Source organism: Bradyrhizobium sp. 157 (assembly GCF_023073815.1).
In the GTDB taxonomy this organism is placed as follows: Bacteria; Pseudomonadota; Alphaproteobacteria; order Rhizobiales; family Xanthobacteraceae; genus Bradyrhizobium.
In genome coordinates this window covers 91,515-113,237 of sequence record NZ_JADPKF010000060.1, presented here as the reverse complement: position 1 = coordinate 113,237, position 21,723 = coordinate 91,515, and the positions used below count along the sequence as shown (strand labels likewise).

Sequence of the window (21,723 nt, the reverse complement as noted above, 5' to 3'; positions counted from 1 at the left end):
GGCTTCCCTATCGATCGCCGACCAATGCAGCGTCAACGCCGGCACATCTATGGCCAAACCGCCCCCGCAGGCAAGACGGCAAAGCCGCATCGGACTACTTGGTCCGCGCCACCGTCGTTCCGTCCCAATCTTCGCCGGCCGGATTTTCGAGCTGCTGTCTGCAGCGCGCGATCATCGTCGTCGACGCTGCATCGTGCTCGCGGATTTCCAGCACTTTCTCGAACGCGCCGATCGCAGCCGAGAAATCCCGCGCACGCCAGGCGGCAAGCCCGGCCTCGTACGAGGCCACCCAGGCAGGTGCGCCGATATCGGCGGCCATGCCGAGCAATTCATAAATCTGCAAACCGCCCGCACGGCCATAGACCGCGAGCCGGTCGAGCTCGCGAACCACGATGCTCTTCCCGGCGAGCCGGCGCGTTTCGGGGCCGATGATGATCGTCGAGCCGTACGTCTTGTTGGTGCTTTCCAGCCGGCTCGCAATATTCACGGCATCGCCGATCACAGTGTAGTTCAGCCGCACTTCCGATCCGATATTGCCGACCAGCATGTCGCCGGAATTGATGCCGATGCGGATCCTGACCGGCTGGCCGTGGTCGTCGACGAGGCCTGCCTCTTCCACCGCGCGCCGGCACGCCAATGCCGCCCGGCAGCAGTCGACGGCATGATCGGGGTTGGGCGACGGTGCGCCCCAGAACGCCATCACGGCGTCGCCGATGAATTTGTCGATGGTGCCGTTCTGGTTCTGAATCTGCGCCGAGACGCAATCGAAGTAGCGTGACAGCAGCGGGATGATGCGATCGCCGAGCCGCTCCGACATGCCGGTGAAGCCGGCGAGATCGATGAACATCACGCTCATCGGCCGCACCGCGCCGCCAAGCTGCGCGCCGTTGCCGTCGCTGATCAGCCGCTTGACCAGGTCGGCGGGGATGTATTTGCGGAATGCGGCCAGCCCCTGCGCCATGTCGCCGATCGCGCCCGACAGGTTTCCGATCTCGGTCAGCCGCGACGGATGCCGCTGCACCTTGTCGAGGTCAAAACGCTCGACATGCCTGATCTCGTTGACCACCTTGATCAAGGGCGCGGCGATCAGGCGTTGGGCGAGCCACGCCGACAACAGGCCGGCGAAAACGATCAAGACCGCAAGGCCGATCAGCAGGTTTCGGATCGTCATCTGGACCGGTCCGAGAAATTCCGATTCCGGCACCACCGTCACCAGCGACCAGCCCGGAAACGAAATCGGCGTGATCACGGCCTGATAGGCCTTGCCGTCGCGCGTCACCGTCGTATTGAACGGCTGCCCCTCGCCGGGTTCGTAGGCGCTGCCGGCGCTCCTGATCGCTTCGACGGCGACCGGAAACAGCGGATGATCGGTCTTCAGCGCCACCAGTTCGCTGGCATCAGGATCGGGCGAGGCCACCACCTTGCCGTCCCGCTCGAGAATGAAGGCGCCCGCCGACTTGCCAACCGTGAGCTGCGACAGGAAATTCGAGACGCGGGTCAGCTCAATGATGATCGCAACGACGCCGGCCGGTTTCTGATCGATTTCGATGGGGGCCGAAAAGGCCGCCGCCAGCCGCTCCCCGCGCGGATGAGTCGTCAGCGTCGACCAGTGCTCGTCGTTGGTCTCTTTGGCGACCCGAAACCATTCCTGCTCGGTCAGGGAATACTCGGTGTCTTCGAACCAGCTCGCCTTGAGCCGAAGATCGTTGCCGATGAATTCGTAGCGATTGATGCGCAAATTGCGATCGGGCGTGATCTCGAGCATTTCGATGACGTCGTTGCCGAGCTTGTGCCCGGCAAAGAACGAGCCGTCCGGCCATCCAAATGCCACCCAGGAGATCGTCGGTTGCGACAGCAACTGCGACCGGAAAACGACCTCGCGTTTCCTGGCATCGCGCGCGTCGAAGACTTTTTCGGCCAGCAGGGTTCGCACTGCCATCATGGAGGAGCGCGCCTCTGAGGTGACCGACTGCAGTTCGTCGCTGACTGCGGATACGATCTGGTCGTTGATGGTGTTGGCGAGCGTCTGACTGACTTGATGGGCGGTGCGCCACCACAAAAGATGCACGCCGATGGCACTGACGACGATGGACGTCAGCACGAGGATGGAAATAGCGGTGCGGATGCCGAGGCGCATGCAGGGTCTCGTTGACGGTCTGATTACCGCAGTACGGGACCATACCAGCGTCTGTTTCGCCGGCGAGGCAATTTCGGCGCCCCGGACACGGCTCTGTGACCGAAGTTGAGCCGTAATGCCGACGAAACTTGTCGATTGTCTGTTCCGTACAAGCCAAGACGGCGCTATGCCTTGCGGCAGTTCTCGAAGGTCATGCAATGCACGATGTTTCCATCCCGGCGGCCCTGATAGCCGGTCTCGTCAGCTTTCTGTCTCCCTGCGTGCTGCCCCTGGTGCCGCCCTACCTGATCTATCTCACCGGCGCGACCATCGAGCATGTCGCCAATGACGGACCGACGCCGGCCTCCAAGCGCGCGGTGATGGCGTCGGCGCTGATGTTCGTGCTCGGATTTTCCACCGTCTTCGTGGCGCTCGGCGCCAGCGCCTCGTTCATTGGCGGCCTGATCCGCGCCTGGTCGGCAGAGCTCTCGATCCTCGCCGGCATCGTGATCATCATCATGGGCCTGCATTTCCTCGGCCTGACCCGGATCGGCCTGTTGATGCGCGAAGGCCGGATGCAGATGCCGAAACCGGTCGGCCTGTGGGGCGCCTATGCCATGGGGCTCGCCTTCGCCTTCGGCTGGACACCCTGCATCGGTCCCATTCTGGCGGCGATCCTGTCGATTGCGGCCGCTGAAGCCACCGTCACCAAGGGCGCAGGCCTGCTCGCGGTCTATTCCGCCGGGCTCGGAATACCGTTCCTGCTATCAGCTTTCATGATAGAGCAGTTTTCCGCGCTGTTTGCGCGGATGAAGCGGCACCTCGGCAAGGTCGAGCAAGCCATGGGCATCCTGATGGTGATCACCGGCATCGGCTTCCTGACCGGCTCCGTCACCAGCATCAGCATCTGGCTGCTGGAGACCTTTCCCGCGCTGCAAAATTTCGGTTAGGCCCCCGTAACAAGCGGGCCGGCGCCAACGAATTTCCTGTCAGGACCAGACTGCCGCATCGCGGCCGCGACGTGGCCGCAGGTCGCTGCTTCGCGTCGCCAAAATACGAAAAGGGGGGTTCGCATGTATTCCATCGTCAATCTGCTCATCCTGCTGCCCGCGCAGATCGCCTCGCATTTTTCCTGGGCCGGCCCCCTGATCATGCGGCTCATCGTCGGTTACACCTTCATGCTGGCCGGCTGGGGCAAGCTCAATCATCTGGCGCAGGTCACCGAAAACTTTATCGGCTGGGGCATTCCGTTTCCCAACATCCTCACCCCCTTTGTGGCGGGCGTCGAATTCTTCGGCGGCGCCATGCTGATCCTCGGCCTGTTCACGCGAATCCCGGCCGCGATGCTGGCGGTGGTCATGGTTGTCGCCATCAAGTCGGCGAAATGGGGCGACGTCGATTCACTGGAGACGCTGCTCGGTTTTGAGGAAGCTACCTACTTCGCCGGCTTCATGTGGCTTGCGATTGCCGGCCCCGGCGCGGCGTCACTGGACCGGCTGCTGCTGAATGCCAGCGGTCAGCCAAAAGCTTCAACCTGACACTCACAATCCCGTGACATCGGCTAATGCTTGAGCCCTGATCTCGCTGGCTGCGTAGCTGGAGAAAACGCCACGCTTCCGGGAGCTACCATGAAATTCGTCCGCATTGCCGCCTTCGCTCTCGCCGCGCTTGCGGCATCGCCGTCGTTTAGTTCGGACGGGCCCAAATGGAATGAGTGGAGCGACGATCTGTTCGCCCGTGCGCAGGCCGAACAGCGTTTCGTCATCCTCGATCTCGAGGCGGTGTGGTGCCACTGGTGCCACGTGATGGAGAAGACGACCTACGCCAATCCCGAGGTCAGGGAATTGCTGGCCGCGAAATATATTCCGGTGCGGGTCGATCAGGATGCCAATCCCGACCTGTCGAGCCGCTATGGCGACTGGGGCTGGCCGGCGACCATCGTGTTCGGCCCCGACGGCACCGAAATCGCCAAACTCAGGGGCTATATCGAGCCGGAACGGATGCAGGCGCTGCTCAAAGCGATCATCGATGATCCCTCGCCGGGACCGTCGGTCGGTGAAGCCTTTGAGGTGAAGCCGTCGACCTCGGCCTTTCTCGACAAGCAACAGCGCGCCGCGCTGATGAAGACTGTCGACGAAGCTTATGAGGAAAAACTCGGCGGCTGGGGCGAGAACCAGAAGTACATCGACGCCGACAGTATGGACCTTGCGATCAGCCGCGCCGAGGCCGGCGACGCCACAGCAATCAAGCGCGCCCGGCAGACGCTCGACCCCGCTATCGCGCTGATCGATCCAGTCTGGGGCGGCGTGTACCAGTATTCCGAAGCGGGCTCCTGGACGCACGCGCATTTCGAAAAGATCATGTCATTCCAGGCGCAATATCTCCGGCAATACAGCCAGGCCTATGCGCTATGGAAAGATCCGAAATATCTTGCCGCCGCACGCAACATCGAACGCTATCTCGCGGAATTCCTCACCAGCCCCGAGGGTGCGTTCTATGTCAGCCAGGATGCCGATCTCGATCACGACACCGATGGGCACACATACTACGCGCTACCAGGCGGCGAGCGGCGCAAACTGGGAATGCCGCGCATCGACAAGAACCTGTATGCGCGCGAAAACGGCTGGGCGATCTCGGGGCTTTCGGCCTACTACAACGTCACCAACGATCCAAAGGTGCTGGCGATTGCCGAACGCGCCGCGAAATGGGTGATCGACAACCGCGCCCTGCCGGATGGCGGCTTCCGCCACGGTGAGAAGGATCGCGGCGGCCCGTTTATCGGTGACACGCTCGCCATGGGTCAGGCCTTCCTCGATCTCTATGCCGCCACAGGAAATCGCGACTGGCTCACCAGAGCCGCCAAGGCCAGCGATTTCATCGCGACCTTTCGTGACGAGGCGGGCGGCTTCGTGACCTCGAAGACAGCGGAAGCCAAAGCCGGCGTGCTCGCCAAGCCCGCCAAGCTGATCGACGATCAAACAGGTCGCAAGGTTCATGAACCTGCTCAACCGTTACTTCGGCACCGAGGCCTATCGCGAAGCGGCCGCGCACGCGATGCGCTATCTCGCCAGCGCCTCGGCCGGGACAATGCGTCCCCTGCCCGGCGTTCTGCTCGCCGACGAAGAGCTCGCGGTGGAGCCCACCCACATAACAATCGTCGGACACAAGGGCGACGCTCGCGCGAAAGACCTGCATGCTCTGGCCCGCGCGCTGCCGGCCCGTTACAAGCGACTAGAGTGGCTGGATCTGCGCGAGGGCAAACTGCCCAATCCCGACGTCGGATATCCCGACCTTGGCGAACCCGCGGCGTTCGCCTGCAGCAATCGCATCTGTTCGTTTCCGTCCTTCAATGCCGAGGAGCTGCGGGCAACGGTAGCGCAGATGGCCAAGCTGAAACCTATGCGGGGCTAGTTGAAATCTCTTTGCGCAGTGCAATCAACCGCCGACATCCGGCTAATCTGTTGAAGCGCCGCGCTTTCTGCGTGGCGCGCGCTTACGAACGGCCATTGCGGCGCATACCGAAATACTCTCCAGCCGCCGGGGTTCGACATGGACGGGATGTCCAATCGCAAAAAAGAAAATTTTCTTTTGAAAACTCTGTAACCAAATCGCCCGACGCCCCGTAGCTGGCCTTGGATGAACATTCGGTCACGAAGGCTTGACGTTTTCGGCAAGCGCCCGCGGCCTGATCGCCATCCGTCACATCGCTTGCGTTGTGGGGTCCGTGATCGAAACGGTCAACGGATGCTCGCGACGTCCCGCCTTCAAATAATCATCGAGGAGATCGTCATGAAGTTGAATTCCAAATCCGGCGCGACGCTCGCCGCCGCCGCTGCCACCCTGTTCCTCGCCGGCTCGGTGGTGTCGACGGTATCGACGCCTGCGAACGCCGCCCAGGGCAAGTGCATGGCCGGCAATGCCTGCAAGGGCCAGAGCGCCTGCAAAGGCGCGGCCAATGCCTGCAAGGGCCAGAACGCCTGCAAGGGCCAAGGCTTCTCGGCGACCTCCGAGAAGGCTTGCGGCGCCATGGGCGCCAAGTTCGTCAAGGGTTGATCGGCGGATCAGACGCCGCGAGGGCTCGGCGCTGCCGGGCCCTCACTGTTTCGAGCAGGCGGCCGAAAAATACTTGGCTTCCCGTGTAACTTAGTCCAGATCCGTCACGTAGCTATCGCTGGGTGCAGTTTGTCGGCCGGACCTGTCGCGGCTTGCGGGCGATGCACCCTCACACTTCCTTTGGAGGATACGAATGAAGATGACTTCCAAGTCCGGCGCGACCCTCGCCGCCGCTGCAGCCACCCTGTTCCTGGCCGGCGCCACCGTGTCGACCGTGGCCTATGCCGCCGGCGAAGGTAAGTGCGTCGGCGCCAATGCCTGCAAGGGCCAGAGCGCTTGCAAGGGTGCCAGCAATGCCTGCAAGGGCCAGAACGCCTGCAAGGGGCAAGGCTTCTCGGCGATGACCAAGGAAAAGTGCGACGCCGCCAAAGGCAAGTACATGCCGTCTTAAGTCGCGATCCGATCGAGGCCCGGTGTAGGCCGGGCCTCGCATCTATGCTAGGTTGACGGAACAGTTTGGGACACGCCGCCTTACGGCGCCGTTCGAGCGGAGACGAGATGAACGTCGCAAGCAGATTGCCAGATGCCTCGGCGGCTGCGCTCACTGACCGTCCGACGACATCGGCCAAGCCGCCCTTGCTCGGCTTCGGTCTCGGCCTGCGCCACCAGCACTACGACGAAATCCTGAGCAGCAATCCGCCGATCGACTGGTTCGAGGTCATCAGCGAAAATTACATGCTGCCCGGCGGCCAGCCGCTGCGCACGCTCGACCGGATATGCGAACGCTATCCTGTGGTGATGCACGGCGTATCGATGTCGATCGCCTCCACCGCTCCGCCGAATTTCGAATATCTGCAGGCTCTGAAGGATCTCGCCCGGCGCGTCGAGCCGAAATGGGTGTCGGACCATCTGTGCTGGACCGGCGTGCACGGCAAGAACCTGCACGATCTTCTGCCGATCCCCTACACCAGGGAAGCGCTCGATCACGTCGTCAGCCGCGTCCAACTGGTGCAGGATTTCCTCGGCCGCGCCATCGTGCTCGAGAACGTCTCGACCTATGTCCAGTTCAGCAATTCCGAAATGACGGAATGGGAATTTTTGTCCGAGCTGTCGCGCCGTTCCGGATGCTGGCTCCTGTTCGACGTCAACAACGTCTATGTCAGCGCCTTCAACCACGGCTACGATCCCATGACTTTCCTCAATGGCATTCCGGCGAATCGCGTGGTGCAGTTTCATGTGGCCGGCCACAGCCACATGGGCACCCATATCATCGACACCCACGACCACCCGGTATGCGAGGATGTCTGGGATCTGTATGCCGCGGCGTTGAAACGTTTCGGCCGGGTCTCGACCATGATCGAGCGCGACGACAACATCCCGCCGCTCGACGAATTGGTGCTTGAAGTTGTCAGGACCCGCGAGATGGCCGAGAAAATCCTGCCTACAGACAGTCGCGCGGGATGAGCGACTTCGCCCGACAGCAGGCCGAGTTTCAGCGCGGCATTCTTGATGGCGACGATACGGTGCTGGCTGAAATCCTCGACAGCCCGCGCGAGAAGCGCGAGGTGCTGTTCGGCGTCTATCGCTACGCCTACGGTTCGCGGCTGGTCGAGGCAATGCGCAACGACCATGAGCTGCTGCATCTTTACCTCGGCGACGAAATATTCGACGGGATGGGGCACGCTTACGTCAAGGCGCGGCCATCAGAGCATCCGAACCTGCGCTGGTTCTCGCAAGGCCTGCCGGAGTTTTTGAAATCGGCCAAGCCTTACTCGGATCATCCCGTGCTGTCCGATCTGGCCGCGCTGGAAAAGGCGCTGAACGATGCCTTTGATGCCGCGGAAGGCAAGGTGGTCGAGCTGACCGGCATGGCGGGCTTTGCGCCCGAAGCGTGGTCCGGCCTCAGATTCCAGCCGCATCCGAGTGCCTCCAGGCTCGACTTCGCGACCAACGCGGCCGCGATCTGGCTCGCGCTCAAGAACGACGAAACGCCGCCGGACGCGATCGGACTGGAGCAGCCGGCGCATCTCCTGATCTGGCGTCAGGACGTCACGCCGATGTTCCGCGAGCTCTCGACAGAAGAAGCAATGATGTGGGATGAGGCTGCGAACGGCATTCCGTTCGGCGTGCTCTGCGAAATGCTCGCAACCTATGACGATCCCGATAGCGCGGCAGGCCGCGGCGCCGGCTATCTGCACGGCTGGATCACGGCGGGACTTTTGAGGGATGTTTCCGTCAGCTCATGAAGGGGAGCGCTCGGCGAATGGGAATAGAAACCGATCGCCACTTCATCGAGCGCATGCACTGGGACGAAGTCGCGCGGCGGATCGGTAGTGGCGCGGCGGCCATATTGCCGATTGGCGCCGCCGCCAAACAGCACGGCTTCCACCTCCCCCTCAACACCGACCGCATCCAGGCCGAATGGCTCGCCGCCAGGATGGCGGAAAAGATCGACGCGCTGATCTGGCCGACGCTGACCTACGGCCATTATCCCGCCTTCGTCGAATATGCCGGCAGCAGCAGCCTGTCGATTTCGACCTTCGAGGCGCTGGTACGCGAGATTGCGGGGCAGATTCTCGCCGGCGGATGTCCAAAGCTGCTGGTGCTCAACACCGGGATCAGCACCCTGGCTCCGGTCGATCGCGCACTGGCGCGCCTCGACGGCGAGCGCATCAGGCATCCGTGGATCCACGAGGGTCCGCGCTATCCGCGCGTGGCGAGACAATTGGCGGAGCAAAGCCATGGCAGCCATGCGGATGAACTGGAAACGTCACTGATGCTGGCAATGGCGCCGCATCTGGTCGACATGACGCGCGCCGAAGCCAGCCGCACCCTCGAGCACGAGACACCAGGCGCATTGACGCCGTCGGATCCGAACTCGCCGAATTACAGCCGCTCCGGCAGCTATGGTGATCCGACACGGGCGACGCTGGCCAAGGGCAAAGCCTTGCTCGCCGCCATGCTCGACGATCTCCACGAACAGGCCGCCTCGCTCGTTGCGCAAGGCCCGGGCGAGGAGCGGTCGACTGCGGTCCAAACCGTGCTGAGATGAGGGTCGCCAGCGCCTTTCGCTGGAGCGTTGCCGCCGCCGTGATCGTCGCGACGCTGGCCAGCGCCATTTCGTTCCGCGCCGATGCGCAATCGGAATATATGCGCGACCGGATGCCCTACGACGCTTTCGACCGGCTGCCCAGGACTGACCTCGAAGTATCCGGCGGCACCATCCATGTCGCTTTCGCACCAGGCGACTTCGTACTCCCGAAGGAAAAACTGCTCGACTGGATCAGGATGTCGGCCCGGGCAGTGACTGCCTATTACGGCCGGTTTCCGGTCAACTCGCTGCGGCTGCTATTGGTGCCGGTCGATGGCGGGCGCATCCGCGGCGGCACGACGTGGGGCTATCGCGGCGCCGCCATTCGCATTCCGCTCGGCCGCGATTCAAGCGAGGATGTACTGCGCCGCGACTGGGTGATGGTGCACGAGATGGTGCATACCGCCCTGCCCGATATGCCCGATCGCTACGGGTGGCTATCGGAAGGGCTGGCCGTTTACATCGAGCCGGTCGCGCGGGTGCAGGCTGGAGACCTGACTGCGCGGGAAATCTGGCAGGCGATGATGCGCGATATGCCGAAGGGGCTGCCGCAGGCCGGCGACCAGGGCCTCGACAACACCGGCACCTGGGGGCGGAAATATTGGGGCGGCGCCATGTTCTGCCTGCTCGCCGACATCGAAATCCGCAAAGCAACAAATAATCGCCTGGGCTTGCAGGACGCGATGCGCGGCGTGCTCGCCGCCGGCGGCAATCATGAGCAGGACTGGCCGATCGAGCGCATTCTTGCAACCGCCGACACGGCCGTCGGCGTCGACGTATTGACCCGGCTTCATAACGAGATGGGGCCGAAGCCGGTAACGCCAGATCTCGCTTCGCTGTGGCGCGATCTCGGATTGAAGCGGGCTGGCGAAGATCTCGAATTCGACGACACCGCGCCGCTTGCAGCGATCCGCCGGGCGATTACTGCACCGCGATAGGACAACTGGAGCGCCAAGACTTTAGGTCAAAGCAACGTGCTTACACCATCACCGTCATCTCAGGAATAAGCGCACTTGCGCTTATTCCGAAGGGGCGAGCGACGCGAGCCTCGAAAGGATGAGCGGCCCCGCTGGTGGCCGTCGCCCTTGAGACGCCGCTTCGCGGCTCCTCAGGGGTCACATTCAAGCTTGCTCCATCAAGTTTTAGATGAGCTCTGTCTGCTGACCCGGCAGCCTATCGCCGCCGGTCATCCTGCGCGAAATATCAGAACCGATAGCTGGCGCCCACGCGCGCGAGATCCTAAAGCGACACGGTTGCTGCGCAGCCGCGAAATGACGCGATGGGCACAGATTCCTGATGCTACTACTTTTTTGACGCAGCCGCTGGTGCGGGCAGTAAGACGAGCGCCGCGACCAGTCCCGCCGCTGATGCGATTGCCGCTGCCGAGAACAGCCAGACGTAGCTGATCGCCGATTCCTGATTATGAAGCACCGCGCCGAGAACTGCGATGCCGACCGCGAAGCCGGCCTGGCGCATGACGACTGTCACGGCAGATGCCAGGCCAGCAAGATCCGGCGGCACAAGCGACACGGCCGCGCCGGACAGTTGCGGGTGAGCCAAAGCGACGCCGACCCCAATAGCGACAATCCCGCAGAACGTCGGAATTAGCGGCGGCGCTGAACCATCCGAGATCAGCGCGATCGCAACGGTGGCATCGCCGGCTGCCAAAATCGCGAGCGCCAAGGCGAAGTGAAGCCGCCATCCTAGACGAGCGACAAGCCGGCCGCCCAATGGCGGCAGGAACAGCATCGGCAGCGTGGCCGTCAGCAACGCGATGCCGGCCACTTCCGAGGACCAGTCGAAAGCAGCAGCAAAGAACAGTGGCAAGTAGACGAGGATCGCCCAGTAGCCGATCGACACGGCGCACAGGAGGATCGCAATTCCGATCATGGCCCGCTGAACGAATATGCCGGGATCGAGGATCGGGTCGTCGCGGCTTCTCTGCTGTATGCCGAATACAGTTAGAAACACCGCACTTAGCGCGAGACCCGCCACCATATGTGACGTCGACGTGCGGCCATGCAACAGTGCCTCGACAAGCGCAGTAAGCGCGAAGGTAAACAATACGACACCCAGGATGTCGAGCGGCCGGGGCACCGCCTCGCGCGCTTCCACGACCAGCCGCGGTACGCCCCACGCGACCAAAGCGCAGGCTGGCAAGTTGATGAGGAAAATCCAACGCCAGCCGATCCATGACGAGACAAGTCCGCCAATCGTCGGACCAAATGCCATGGCGACGCCGGACATGACCCCAACCAAGGCAAACGCGTCTGTGCGCGCCCTTGGTTGCACATAGACACTGGCGATCAGCGCGAAGCCGCCAGTCACGATGAATGCAGCCCCGATCCCCTGCAGTGCGCGAGCGCCCAATAGCGTCGGCCCGTCCCATGCCATCCCGCACGCCAAAGACGCGAGAGCAAAGATGCCATTGCCAATAAGCAACGCCCGCCGTCGCCCATACCGATCCGCCAACGCCCCCGCAAACAACAAGCAGGCTGTGAACGCCAAACTGTAGGCATCCATGACCCACGCATATCCAGCAACGTCGAACCCGAGTTCACGCGCGACGGTCGGCAAGGCGATGACCACCGCCGTCACATCAAAGTTGGTGAGGAAAGCCGCCATACCTAAGAGCAGGGCCGGCATCATGGATTGTCGAGGCCGACCGGAGCCGCTGTCGGACATATTTGTTGGCTGTGTCATCTTGCGAGCTCCGACCTGCGTGACGGCTACTCGTGTCTTGGATCGCCACTTTTTGCCAACGCCAATTGTTCACATCGCCATGAATATCCTTCATAGTGCTGGCATGCGTGCTCTTCCCCCATTTGATGGCCTGATTGCGTTCGACGCGGCGCTGCGCCATCGCAGCATGACGCTCGCGGCCGGTGAGCTGGGGCTCACACAGAGCGCGATTAGCCACCGACTGAAGAAACTTGAGAGCTTTGTGGGCGCGCGATTGCTTGATCGTACAGGGGGCGGTCTGTTGCCGACCGCAGCTGGCGTTACCTTGGCCGAGGGACTCGGGCGGATGCTTGACGAAATGGCAGAGCTACGCGCCCGCTCGCGTGCGTCAGTGCAGCCGCTGACACTCAAGATCGGACTAGGCTCCGCCCTTGCGAACTACTGGCTGGTGCGGCGCCTGACGGCGTTTGCGTCCGCATATCCCGATATTGCGATCGAACTCTGCATCATCGAAAGCGATGTTCAAGCGCGCGCCCTCGATCTCGACGTGCAGATCCGATGGCTTCCCAAAGTTGGCGCGCGCGCCACGTCGACCCAGCGCCTGCTGTTCGACGAGATGGTTTTCCCGGTTGCGATCCCGTCTCTGCTGCCGCGTGGGCGGCCATTGCGGGAGCCGCACGTGCTTGGCACCTTACCAGTACTGCACAAGGGCCTCATTGGCCGGAACGACGGCGCGGAATGGTCGTGGCCGGTGTGGTTCGAACGGCTGGGCGTCACAGCTCCCGTTCAGGCCGGGCTTCGCTTCGATAATCTCGGTACGGCAATCGCTGCCGCTTTGCAGGGCAGCGGCGTCGTTCTAGCCAGGTCTTTGCTTGTTCATGATGCACTCGCGGAAAAGCGTCTTTGCCGCGTCGTGTCGCCAAATTGGGATATGACGTCCAGCAAAGCGCACATCATCCGCTGGCCTGCCGCCCTAGCGAATGACAGGCGTGTCGCACTGTTTGTTGACTGGGTTGTCAAGGAAGCGGCAAGAACATCCTTTCGATGAAGCTGCGTCGTCGCTCACGTCCGCTCCACGTTAATAAGGCCACATCCTAGTTCGCCGGCACGATCTTGCCGGGGTTGAAAATGTTCTGTGGATCGAGCGCCTGCTTCAGCGCGCGCATGGCGTCGATCGCCTCGGGACCCAGCTCGGCCTCGAGGTATTTCTGCTTGCCCTGCCCGATGCCGTGCTCGCCGGTGCAGGTGCCGCCCATCGACTGCGCGCGTTCGACCAGGCGATGCATGAACTCCTCGCCGCGCGCCATTTCTTCGGCGTTGTCGACGTCGCAAACCAGCGAGCAGTGGAAATTGCCGTCACCGACATGGCCGACGATTGGCGACAGCAGGTTGAGCTGTTTCAGGTCCTCCTCGGTCTCGGTAACGCAATCCGCAAGCCGTGAAATCGGCACGCAGACGTCGGTCGCCACCACGCCCGCGCCGGGCCGCAGCGCCTTGACCGACCAATAAGCGTCATGCCGCGCCTGCCAGAGTTTTGTGCGGTCCTCCGGCTTGGTGGTCCAGGTGAAATCGCCGCCGCCGCATTCTTTGGCGATCTCGCTGAAATTCCTGGACTGCTCCGCAACCTCGATTTCGCTGCCGTGGAATTCCAATAGCAGCAGCGGCGTCTCCGGCAGGGTCAGCTTCGAATAGGCGTTGCAGGCGCGCACCTGCTCAGCGTTGAGCAATTCGATGCGCGCCAGTGGAATGCCGGTCTGGATGGCCAGGATGGTGGCCTGGCAGGCGCCGCGCACCGTCTCGAACGAGCAGGCGGCGGCCGCGATCGTCTCGGGGATACCGCGCAGCTTGATGGTGAGCTCGGAGATGATGCCGAGCGTGCCCTCGGCGCCGACGAACAGATGCGTCAGGTCGTAGCCAGCCGCGGATTTTTTCGCCCGCGTCCCGGTCGTGATGATCTCGCCGTCGCCGCGCACCACTTTCAGCGCCAGCACATTTTCACGCATGGTGCCGTAACGCACCGCATTGGTGCCGGAGGCGCGCGTCGCGGTCATGCCGCCGAGCGAGGCGTCGGCGCCGGGATCGATCGGGAAGAACAATCCCTGGTCGCGCAGATGCTCGTTCAGCGCCTTGCGGGTGACGCCGGGCTGGATCACGCAGTCCAGATCCTCGGCATGAACTTGGAGAATCCGGTTCATGTCGCGCAGATCGATGCAGACGCCGCCCGCCGGCGCATTGACCTGGCCCTCCAGCGAGGTGCCGGTTCCGAAAGCGATCACGGGCACGCGGTGTTTGGCGCAGATTCGCACCACGTCCTGGATGTCGGCGGTTTCCTGCGCCATCACCACCGCGTCCGGCGGCTGGGTCGGGAGCCACGTGGTGGTATGGGCGTGCTGCTCGCGCACCGCCTGCGAGGTGATCAGCCGGTTGCCGAACCGCGCCGCCAGCGCCTCGACCGCGCTTGCCAGCGCCTGCGGCTCCGGCCGCTTCAAATTGTTCGATATCGTCATCGTCACGCTAATTCCTCCCGGCTTTCAGAGGACCGTGGCAAAGGATATATGGGGGGTCAAGAGACCCGAAAAAACAAAGGGATGGATGATGACGACCGGTGCTGCCGACAAGGATGAGTTGACGGATATGCCGCCGCCTTCAGTCCCGTTCCGTTCCTCGGTAATGCAGATCGAGCCGCAATGGATCGATTACAACGGCCACCTCAATATGGCCTACTACAACGTGATGATGGATCGCGCGATCGACCAGCTGTGGCTGCAGCTCGGGATCGGGCCCACCTACATGAAGGAGCGCCACGGCTCGACCTTCACCGCCGAAGCCCATGTTCGCTATTTGCGCGAGATCCATCTCGGCGATCCCGTCCAGATTTCCGTATATCTGTTAGCCGCGGACGAAAAACGCCTGCATACGTTCGAGGAACTGCGGCACGCGACCGAAGGCTGGCTTTCGGCCACCTCGGAAAACATGACCCTTCATATGGATATGAAGGAGCGGAAAGTGGCCCCGTTCCCGCCGGACATCCGCGCCCGCATCCAGGCGGTGGTCGACGCACATGCCGCAGTCCCCCGCCCCGTGGGTATCGGCCGCAAGGTCGCCATGCCTTCGAAATGATGCCTTCGAAATAGCGCCGCGTTCAGGCCGGCAGCCCCGCCTCTTGCAGCGCGCCAACAACCAGATCGCACTGACTTGGCGGCAGCGGCGGCATGCCGCCCTGCACTTCCGACACCGTGAGATCAGGATAATGCTGCCGCAATGCGCTGAGGCTGCGTCGGGCCTGCGGCCCTTGTCCGGCGAGCACATAGGCTGGGCACATGGTTCGGTGCACCCAGCTTGCCGAGGGATGTTCGATCAGCGCGCGCTCCTGCCAATTCGCTGCCTCGGCATAGTGACCGGCATTGAAATGCGCGCAGCCGATTCCGACCATGCTGTTGAACGCCAGCGGATCGTGGGGCGCGAGGTCGAGCGCGATCTTGAATCGTTCGATTGCCGATTGCGGATTGCCCTTGTAGACGTCGAGCCATCCTGAGCGGCTCCACGCCCAGGCCGAGCCGCCGTCGATGGCGAGTGCCTTGCGAATGACGAGATCCGCAGTATCGAACTCCTTGAGCAGCGTTAGCGCATTGCCGAGCACGGCGAGCACGGTGGCGTCGCCGCACAGCGCTCTCGCTTTGTGCGCCAGTTCGAGGCTTCGGGCGCGCTCTTCCAGAGGCTCGTGCGTGAAGTGATAAACCACGCGCTGGACATGGGCCCAGGCGGCCAGTGCGGTGGCGAGCGGATGGTTCGGATCCTCATCCATCGCACGCTCGAGCAGTTCCAGCGCGCGGGCATTGCCATCGGCATCGAGGGAGAGAACGCCCGGCATCGCGCGTAGCGCAAGATCGTGCGCGTTGAGGCAGGTCGCCGGTTTTCGCAACGCGCGATCGATCTCCGCCATGCGCAGACAGGGCTGCAGCGCCGCAGCAATCCTCACCGCAAGATGTTCTCCGGTCGTGGTTTCATCGTGCAGGATACCGTCGGCACGATGTGCCCAGAGCTGGGAGCCGGTTTCGGTGTCGATCAGCCGGAAGGTCAGGCGCGCCTCCGCACCCGATCCCCGAATTGCCCCCGTCAGAAGATAGCGCACCGCTCCCGGTCGCGTTGCGACCGAAGTCCCGGCGCGGGTCAGTGCGGAGACGAGGTCGTCGGCGATATCGGCCGCGACCTCCAGATTTTCCGCACTCGCTTCGATCGGCCCAAAGGCGACCGCCGGCCGGTCGCGCGCCGGCACGAAAAGAGAAGGCATCGCGGCGAGCGAGGCGGTAAATACCGCCTGCCGCTTCAGCGTCTGCGAGGGCGTCTCGCCGTAGCGGCGCCGATATTCGATCGAGAACCGCCCGCAATGAGGAAAGCCGCAACGCAGCGCGACGTCCATGATCTTGGCGTCCGCACCTTGCAGCAGTTCGCGCCGCGCGCACTCAAATCCGATTTCGCGAAGCACGGCGCGCGGTGTCTTGCCGACGAAGGCGAGGAATTGCCGCTGCAAAGTCCTGCCGGAAACGCCGGCGATGGCAGCGAGCTCTGTCAGCCGCCAATTGTGGCCGACATTGGCACGCATCGCGTCCATCGCGCGCCTGACGCCGCGCGGCAACGGCGATGTCGCCGACGAAACGTCCTGGCCGGCAATCATGCGCAACTCCGAAGGCCCCTAGCTATGAGTCTAGCGGCCGGCGGAAAGGTTCACGATCCGGATAGCCGTGTCGCGAACTGGATAGGCGGAGCGGCGGTGTCAGGCCTAAGCCCCGGGCTACGCCAAGGCCGTCAAATCCAGCAGCCTCAAAGGAGGAACCTACATGGCTACACCCGCCGCAGCTCAAACCGTGCAACCCGGCCAGATCGACCTTTCCGCCCTGAAAACCAAGCAACACGGTGCCTGGTCGTCCGGCGATTACGCCGTGGTCGGCACCACGCTCCAGATCGTCGGCGAAGAGCTGTGCGAGGCCCTCGACCTCAGGGCCGGCCAGAAGGTGCTCGATGTCGCGGCCGGGAACGGCAATGCCACGCTCGCCGCGGCGCGCCGCTGGTGCGAGGTGACTTCCACCGATTACGTGCCGAGCCTGCTTGAGCGCGGCCGCGCCCGTGCCGCGGCCGAAGGTCTGGCGGTTCAATTCAAGGAAGCGGATGCAGAAGCGCTCGACTTCGGCGACGCGAGCTTCGACGTCGTGCTTTCGACCTTTGGCGTGATGTTCACGCCGGACCAGGACCGCGCCGCTTCCGAATTGCTCCGGGTATGCAAGAGCGGCGGCAAGATCGGTCTCGCCAACTGGACGCCGGAAGGTTTTATCGGGCAGTTGTTCAAGACGCTCGGCAAATACCTGCCGCCGCCGGCGGGCGCGAAATCGCCGGCGCTGTGGGGCACGCAGGCGCGCATCACGGAAATGTTCGGAACGTCGGCCGCATCGATCAAGGCCGAGAAGCGCCACTTCACGTTCCGCTACCGCTCGCCGATGCACTTCCTCGACGTATTCAGGAATTACTACGGCCCGACGCTGAAAGCCTTTGCCGCGCTTGACGAAACCAACCAGCGCCGCCTCGCCGACGACATCCTGACGCTGATCGCGTCGATGAACCGCGCCGAGGACGGCACCATGGTGCTGCCAAGCGAGTACCTGGAAATCGTCATCGTCAAACGCTGACGCCATCCGTCGTGCGGGGGGCGGCCTGAGCAGGCCGCCCCCCGTTCGTCGCGTTCACCAGGAGTTTGGCCGAGATGATTTTTGAGACCCGCGGCTCCATCGATTACCACGAGACCGGAACGGGCCCGACGGTGGTGCTTGTGCCGGGATCGTGCAGCACCGGCGCTGCGTGGCGGCCGGTCATGGCGCATTGGCCGAACCGGTTCCGTTGCGTGACAACCAGCCTGTTGGGCTATGGCGGCACGGCCGAGCGTCGCACTTCGGGCAACGCAGACATCGCGCGTGAGAGTGAAATCATCGAGGCGGTGATCCACCGCGCAGACGGCCCAGTGCATCTCGTTGGTCATTCCTTTGGCGGATTGGCCGCGCTTGCGGTCGCTCTGCGGCGGCGCGTTCCCCTGCTCAGCCTGACCATTGCCGAAGCTCCTGCCATGGAAATCCTGCGGGAAGCCGGAGAGATGATCCACTACGAAGCTTTCCGAAGTATGTCCGCCACTTATTCCGATGCCTTCAAGCGCGGCGAAACCAACGCGATCGCGCGAATGATCGATTTCTATGGCGGTGCGGGCACGTTCGCTGCATGGCCGCGGCGCGTGCGCGACTACGCGATCGAAACGACGCCGGCGAATTTGCTGGACTGGGAATCAGCTTATGGCTTCCGCCTTACGCCAACGTTGCTGGCGGCCGTTGCAGTGCCCACGCTTGTGCTTTGGGGAGAAGAAAGTCATCCGGCCGTCAGTCGGGCGAACGATATGCTGGGCCGTTGCATCCCGGATGCCGTCCGCGCGACGATCGCCGGAGCGGCTCATTTCATGATCGCGACCCATCCGCAGCCATTTGCGGACCTGGTGACCCGTCACATCGGGCAGTCCAGCCTTGCAGCGGCTGCCGCGCGCTAGCTTGCGCGCGGCAGCAAACTTTGGCTTTGCGACCGCCCGCTAGACGTTGCTTCGTCCACGCACCAATCCGACCACGGCCGAGATCAGGAACAGGATTACGGCAATAAAGAAGATCGCCTTGGCGATTTCGACGGAAGCGCCGGCGATACCGCCGAAGCCAAGAACACCCGCAATCAGCGCGATGATCAGAAACGTAACGACCCAACTCAGCATGTCACGACCTCTATTGCTGTTGCTCCTTCGATGACGGCGACTGAGGCGCCGCACACCGCCTGCGGGACCAATCCGGGTCGGTAATGTTGGTTCCGGCCGACGGAATCGCGAAATTTGCCGATTTCGGCGGAACAAAATCGCCGCAAAGGAGCAAAATCAGGGCTGTCAATTGCGCCGGGATAAACCTGTCAAAACGGCCGAACAGGCCCTATATGGCCCTTAATCCCTGCTATGAAGGCTCCCCTTTATCGCCTCGCGGTGCCATCGTGGGGCCGAGACGATTCGAGAAATGACCGAGCCGAGTAAACTGCCCCATCACGGCGTCCCCGAGCACCAGCCAGCGGCTGGCGGGATCGCCGCGCGTGCGCGGGCCGCGGCCGGTCCGCAATATCTGAACGGGCTCAATCCGGAACAGCGCGAGGCGGTCGAGACGCTGGACGGGCCGGTTCTGGTGCTGGCGGGCGCCGGCACCGGCAAGACGCGCGTGCTGACCACGCGCATCGCCCACATCCTGAGCCAAGGCCGCGCGCGGCCGCATGAAATTCTCTCGGTGACCTTCACCAACAAGGCCGCGCGCGAGATGAAGCTGCGGCTCGGCCAGATGCTCGGCCAGGCCGTCGAAGGTATGCCGTGGCTTGGCACCTTCCACTCGATCGGCGGACGCATCCTGCGCATCCATGCCGAGCTGGTACAGCTCAAATCCAATTTCACCGTGCTCGATGTCGACGATCAGGTCCGCCTGCTCAAGCAGCTTCTGCAGGCCGAGAACATCGACGACAAGCGCTGGCCCGCGCGCATGCTGGCCGGGCTGATCGACGGCTGGAAGAACCGCGGCCTGGCGCCTTCGCAGGTGCCGTCGGGCGAAGCCGCGATGTTCGGTAACGGCAAGGGCGGCAAGCTCTACGCCAGCTATCAGGAGCGGCTGAAAATCCTCAACGCTGCCGATTTCGGCGATCTGCTTCTCGAGAACATCCGGCTGTTTCGCGAAAACCCCGATGTGCTCAGGCAATATCAGAACCGCTTCAAGTTCATTCTGGTGGACGAATATCAGGACACCAACGTCGCGCAGTATCTGTGGCTGCGGCTGCTGTCGCAGGCGCCGTCGCGGCCGGGCGTGCCGCCGTCGTCGATCATTCCGGGGGCTCTAACCTCGCCCCTGCGGGGAGAGGTCGGCGCGCAGAGCGCGCCGGGTGAGGGGGACTCTCCACGCACTGAACTCGCGGAGACAGCCCCTCACCCCGACCCTCTCCCCGTAAAGGACGGGGAGAGGGAGAAGATCGCCCCCTCCTTTCCCCCGAAAAACATCTGCTGCGTCGGCGACGACGACCAGTCGATCTATGGCTGGCGCGGCGCGGAGGTCGACAACATCCTGCGCTTCGAGCACGATTTTCCCGGCGCAAAAGTCATCCGCCTTGAACGCAATTACCGCTCCACCGGCCACATCCTCGCCGCCGCCTCGCATCTGATCGCGCACAATGAAGGCCGGCTCGGCAAGACGCTGCGCACCGAGGACGTTGACGGCGAGAAGGTCACCGTGACAGGCTCCTGGGATTCGGAAGAGGAAGCCCGCGCCATCGGCGAGGAGATCGAGGAGCTGCAGCGCGCCGGCGAGAATCTCAACGAAGTCGCGATCCTGGTGCGGGCCTCGTTCCAGATGCGCGAGTTCGAAGATCGTTTTGTGACCCTCGGCCTGCCCTATCGCGTGATCGGCGGTCCGCGGTTCTACGAGCGCGCCGAAATCCGCGACGCGCTGGCGTATCTGCGCGTGATCAATTCACCCGCCGACGATCTGGCCTTCGAGCGCATCGTCAATGTCCCGAAGCGCGGGCTTGGCGACGCCACCGTGCAGATGCTGCATGATCATGCCCGCAAGCGGCGCATGCCGCTGTTCGAAGCAGCGCGTGCCGTGGTCGAGACCGATGAACTAAAGCCGAAGGCGCGCGGTGCGTTGCGCGACCTCATCCTGCAATTCGACCGCTGGCGGGCCCAGCGCGAGGTCACCGCACATACCGAACTTGCCGAAATCGTCCTGGACGAGAGCGGCTATACCGAGATGTGGCAAAAGGACCGCTCCGCCGACGCCGCGGGCCGGCTCGACAACCTGAAGGAACTCGTGCGCTCGATGGAGGAGTTCGAGAACCTGCAAGGATTCCTCGAACATATCTCGCTGGTGATGGACCGCGACGGCGGCGCCGAGGATGAAGCGGTATCGCTGATGACGCTGCACTCGGCCAAGGGGCTCGAATTCGACAACGTGTTCCTGCCCGGCTGGGAGGAAGGCCTGTTTCCGAGCCAGCGCACGCTCGACGAACAGGGTCGCGCCGGCCTGGAGGAAGAACGCCGCCTCGCCCATGTCGGCCTGACCCGCGCCCGCCGCCGCGCAAAACTCTATTTCGCCACCAATCGCCGCATTCACGGCACCTGGTCGACCACGATCCCGTCGCGCTTCCTCGACGAACTGCCGTCGGCCAATGTCGAAATCACCGAGTCCAAGGGTGGCTCCGGCTGGGGCGGCGCCGGCGGCTACGGCCCGTCGCGTTTCGACAATGTCGAATCCTTCGGCTCCAGTTATACGACGCCGGGCTGGCAGCGCGCGCAGGCCAATCGCAACCGCAGCCAAGGCGGCCGCAGCGGTCAGGCCCGCGGCGGTTTCGAGGAAAGCCAGTCATCATTTTCGTCCAGCGGCTTCTCGCGCAATAAGCGCGGCCCGATGGTGATCGAAGGCGAGTTGGTCGCGAAGTCCACCGGCACCGTTTCGGAATTCTCGCTCGACGATCGCGTGTTTCACCAGAAATTCGGCTACGGCAACGTGGTGAAGATCGACGGCAACAAGCTGACGATCGCATTCGAAAAAGCGGGCGAGAAGAAGGTGGTCGATAGTTTCGTGGAGCGGGTGTAAACTCAATTCATGAACCACAAGCGCAAACGCCCAAAGTCCGCCCGAGCCGGCTGTCTGTTGTGCAAGCCGCACAAGGCTAATGGCTGTTG

The 21,723-nt window shown here is 63.1% G+C and carries 19 protein-coding genes; 14 read left to right on the top strand and 5 right to left on the bottom strand.

Annotated features, from left to right (window positions below):
* Window positions 1–94 precede the first annotated feature (94 nt).
* Window positions 95–2,137: an adenylate/guanylate cyclase domain-containing protein gene (locus IVA95_RS12935; protein ID WP_247510827.1), complete on the bottom strand. Its 2,043-nt coding sequence runs from the start codon at window positions 2,135–2,137 to the stop codon at window positions 95–97.
* 197 nt (window positions 2,138–2,334) lie between these two features.
* Here IVA95_RS12935 and IVA95_RS12930 point away from each other — a divergent pair, with 197 nt between their 5' ends.
* The 9 genes from IVA95_RS12930 to IVA95_RS12890 all read left to right on the top strand — a co-directional run bounded on the left by IVA95_RS12930 (window position 2,335) and on the right by IVA95_RS12890 (window position 10,198).
* Window positions 2,335–3,066 (top strand): cytochrome c biogenesis protein CcdA, encoded by a 732-nt coding sequence (locus IVA95_RS12930; protein ID WP_247510826.1) that lies wholly within the window; start codon window positions 2,335–2,337, stop codon window positions 3,064–3,066.
* Between the two features lie 123 nt (window positions 3,067–3,189).
* On the top strand, window positions 3,190–3,654 hold the full coding sequence (locus IVA95_RS12925; RefSeq protein WP_247510825.1) for a DoxX family protein: 465 nt from the start codon (window positions 3,190–3,192) through the stop codon (window positions 3,652–3,654).
* A 90-nt stretch (window positions 3,655–3,744) separates the two neighbouring features.
* Window positions 3,745–5,742, top strand: coding sequence for a DUF255 domain-containing protein (locus IVA95_RS12920; RefSeq protein WP_247510824.1), 1,998 nt, complete (start codon window positions 3,745–3,747; stop codon window positions 5,740–5,742).
* 163 nt (window positions 5,743–5,905) lie between these two features.
* The gene (locus IVA95_RS12915; protein ID WP_247510823.1) at window positions 5,906–6,169 is read left to right on the top strand and encodes a hypothetical protein; all 264 of its coding nucleotides are present in this window, start codon (window positions 5,906–5,908) and stop codon (window positions 6,167–6,169) included.
* A gap of 193 nt (window positions 6,170–6,362) precedes the next feature.
* Window positions 6,363–6,620 (top strand): hypothetical protein, encoded by a 258-nt coding sequence (locus tag IVA95_RS12910; protein WP_057846977.1) that lies wholly within the window; start codon window positions 6,363–6,365, stop codon window positions 6,618–6,620.
* 107 nt (window positions 6,621–6,727) lie between these two features.
* Window positions 6,728–7,633: a DUF692 domain-containing protein gene (locus IVA95_RS12905; RefSeq protein ID WP_247510822.1), complete on the top strand. Its 906-nt coding sequence runs from the start codon at window positions 6,728–6,730 to the stop codon at window positions 7,631–7,633.
* The gene (locus IVA95_RS12900) at window positions 7,630–8,415 is read left to right on the top strand and encodes a DNA-binding domain-containing protein (RefSeq protein WP_247510821.1); all 786 of its coding nucleotides are present in this window, start codon (window positions 7,630–7,632) and stop codon (window positions 8,413–8,415) included. Before IVA95_RS12905 ends, IVA95_RS12900 begins: the two co-directional genes overlap by 4 nt.
* Window positions 8,416–8,432: 17 nt before the next feature.
* A complete protein-coding gene (locus IVA95_RS12895) occupies window positions 8,433–9,221 on the top strand; it encodes a creatininase family protein (RefSeq protein ID WP_247510820.1) in 789 nt (262 codons plus the stop codon).
* Entirely contained in the window at window positions 9,218–10,198 is a 981-nt protein-coding gene (locus tag IVA95_RS12890; protein WP_247510819.1) for a hypothetical protein, read from the top strand. The genes IVA95_RS12895 and IVA95_RS12890 overlap by 4 nt, the downstream gene beginning before the upstream one ends.
* Window positions 10,199–10,562: 364 nt before the next feature.
* Here IVA95_RS12890 and IVA95_RS12885 read toward each other — a convergent pair whose 3' ends face one another.
* The gene (locus IVA95_RS12885; RefSeq protein ID WP_247510818.1) at window positions 10,563–11,963 is read right to left on the bottom strand and encodes an MFS transporter; all 1,401 of its coding nucleotides are present in this window, start codon (window positions 11,961–11,963) and stop codon (window positions 10,563–10,565) included.
* A 37-nt stretch (window positions 11,964–12,000) separates the two neighbouring features.
* Between IVA95_RS12885 and IVA95_RS12880 the strand changes: the two genes are divergently transcribed.
* Complete coding sequence (locus tag IVA95_RS12880) at window positions 12,001–12,990, top strand: LysR substrate-binding domain-containing protein (protein WP_247510817.1); 990 nt, start codon at window positions 12,001–12,003, stop codon at window positions 12,988–12,990.
* Window positions 12,991–13,036: 46 nt separating this feature from the next.
* On the opposite strand, the gene IVA95_RS12875 is transcribed toward IVA95_RS12880, so the two are convergent.
* Entirely contained in the window at window positions 13,037–14,455 is a 1,419-nt protein-coding gene (locus IVA95_RS12875) for an FAD-linked oxidase C-terminal domain-containing protein (protein WP_247510816.1), read from the bottom strand.
* 121 nt (window positions 14,456–14,576) lie between these two features.
* Between IVA95_RS12875 and IVA95_RS12870 the strand changes: the two genes are divergently transcribed.
* Window positions 14,577–15,062 (top strand): thioesterase family protein, encoded by a 486-nt coding sequence (locus tag IVA95_RS12870; protein WP_247510914.1) that lies wholly within the window; start codon window positions 14,577–14,579, stop codon window positions 15,060–15,062.
* A 22-nt stretch (window positions 15,063–15,084) separates the two neighbouring features.
* On the opposite strand, the gene IVA95_RS12865 is transcribed toward IVA95_RS12870, so the two are convergent.
* Window positions 15,085–16,617, bottom strand: a complete 1,533-nt coding sequence (locus IVA95_RS12865; protein ID WP_247510815.1) for a helix-turn-helix domain-containing protein — start codon at window positions 16,615–16,617, stop codon at window positions 15,085–15,087.
* Window positions 16,618–16,780: 163 nt separating this feature from the next.
* Here IVA95_RS12865 and IVA95_RS12860 point away from each other — a divergent pair, with 163 nt between their 5' ends.
* Window positions 16,781–17,623, top strand: a complete 843-nt coding sequence (locus IVA95_RS12860; RefSeq protein ID WP_247510814.1) for a class I SAM-dependent methyltransferase — start codon at window positions 16,781–16,783, stop codon at window positions 17,621–17,623.
* Between the two features lie 74 nt (window positions 17,624–17,697).
* On the top strand, window positions 17,698–18,522 hold the full coding sequence (locus IVA95_RS12855) for an alpha/beta hydrolase (protein WP_247510813.1): 825 nt from the start codon (window positions 17,698–17,700) through the stop codon (window positions 18,520–18,522).
* A 39-nt stretch (window positions 18,523–18,561) separates the two neighbouring features.
* Here the strand turns inward: IVA95_RS12855 and IVA95_RS12850 are convergent, their stop codons facing one another.
* A complete protein-coding gene (locus tag IVA95_RS12850; protein WP_028350352.1) occupies window positions 18,562–18,735 on the bottom strand; it encodes a DUF1328 domain-containing protein in 174 nt (57 codons plus the stop codon).
* Window positions 18,736–19,024: 289 nt separating this feature from the next.
* Between IVA95_RS12850 and IVA95_RS12845 the strand changes: the two genes are divergently transcribed.
* Window positions 19,025–21,634, top strand: coding sequence for a UvrD-helicase domain-containing protein (locus IVA95_RS12845; RefSeq protein ID WP_247510812.1), 2,610 nt, complete (start codon window positions 19,025–19,027; stop codon window positions 21,632–21,634).
* The last annotated feature ends 89 nt before the right edge of the window (window positions 21,635–21,723 follow it).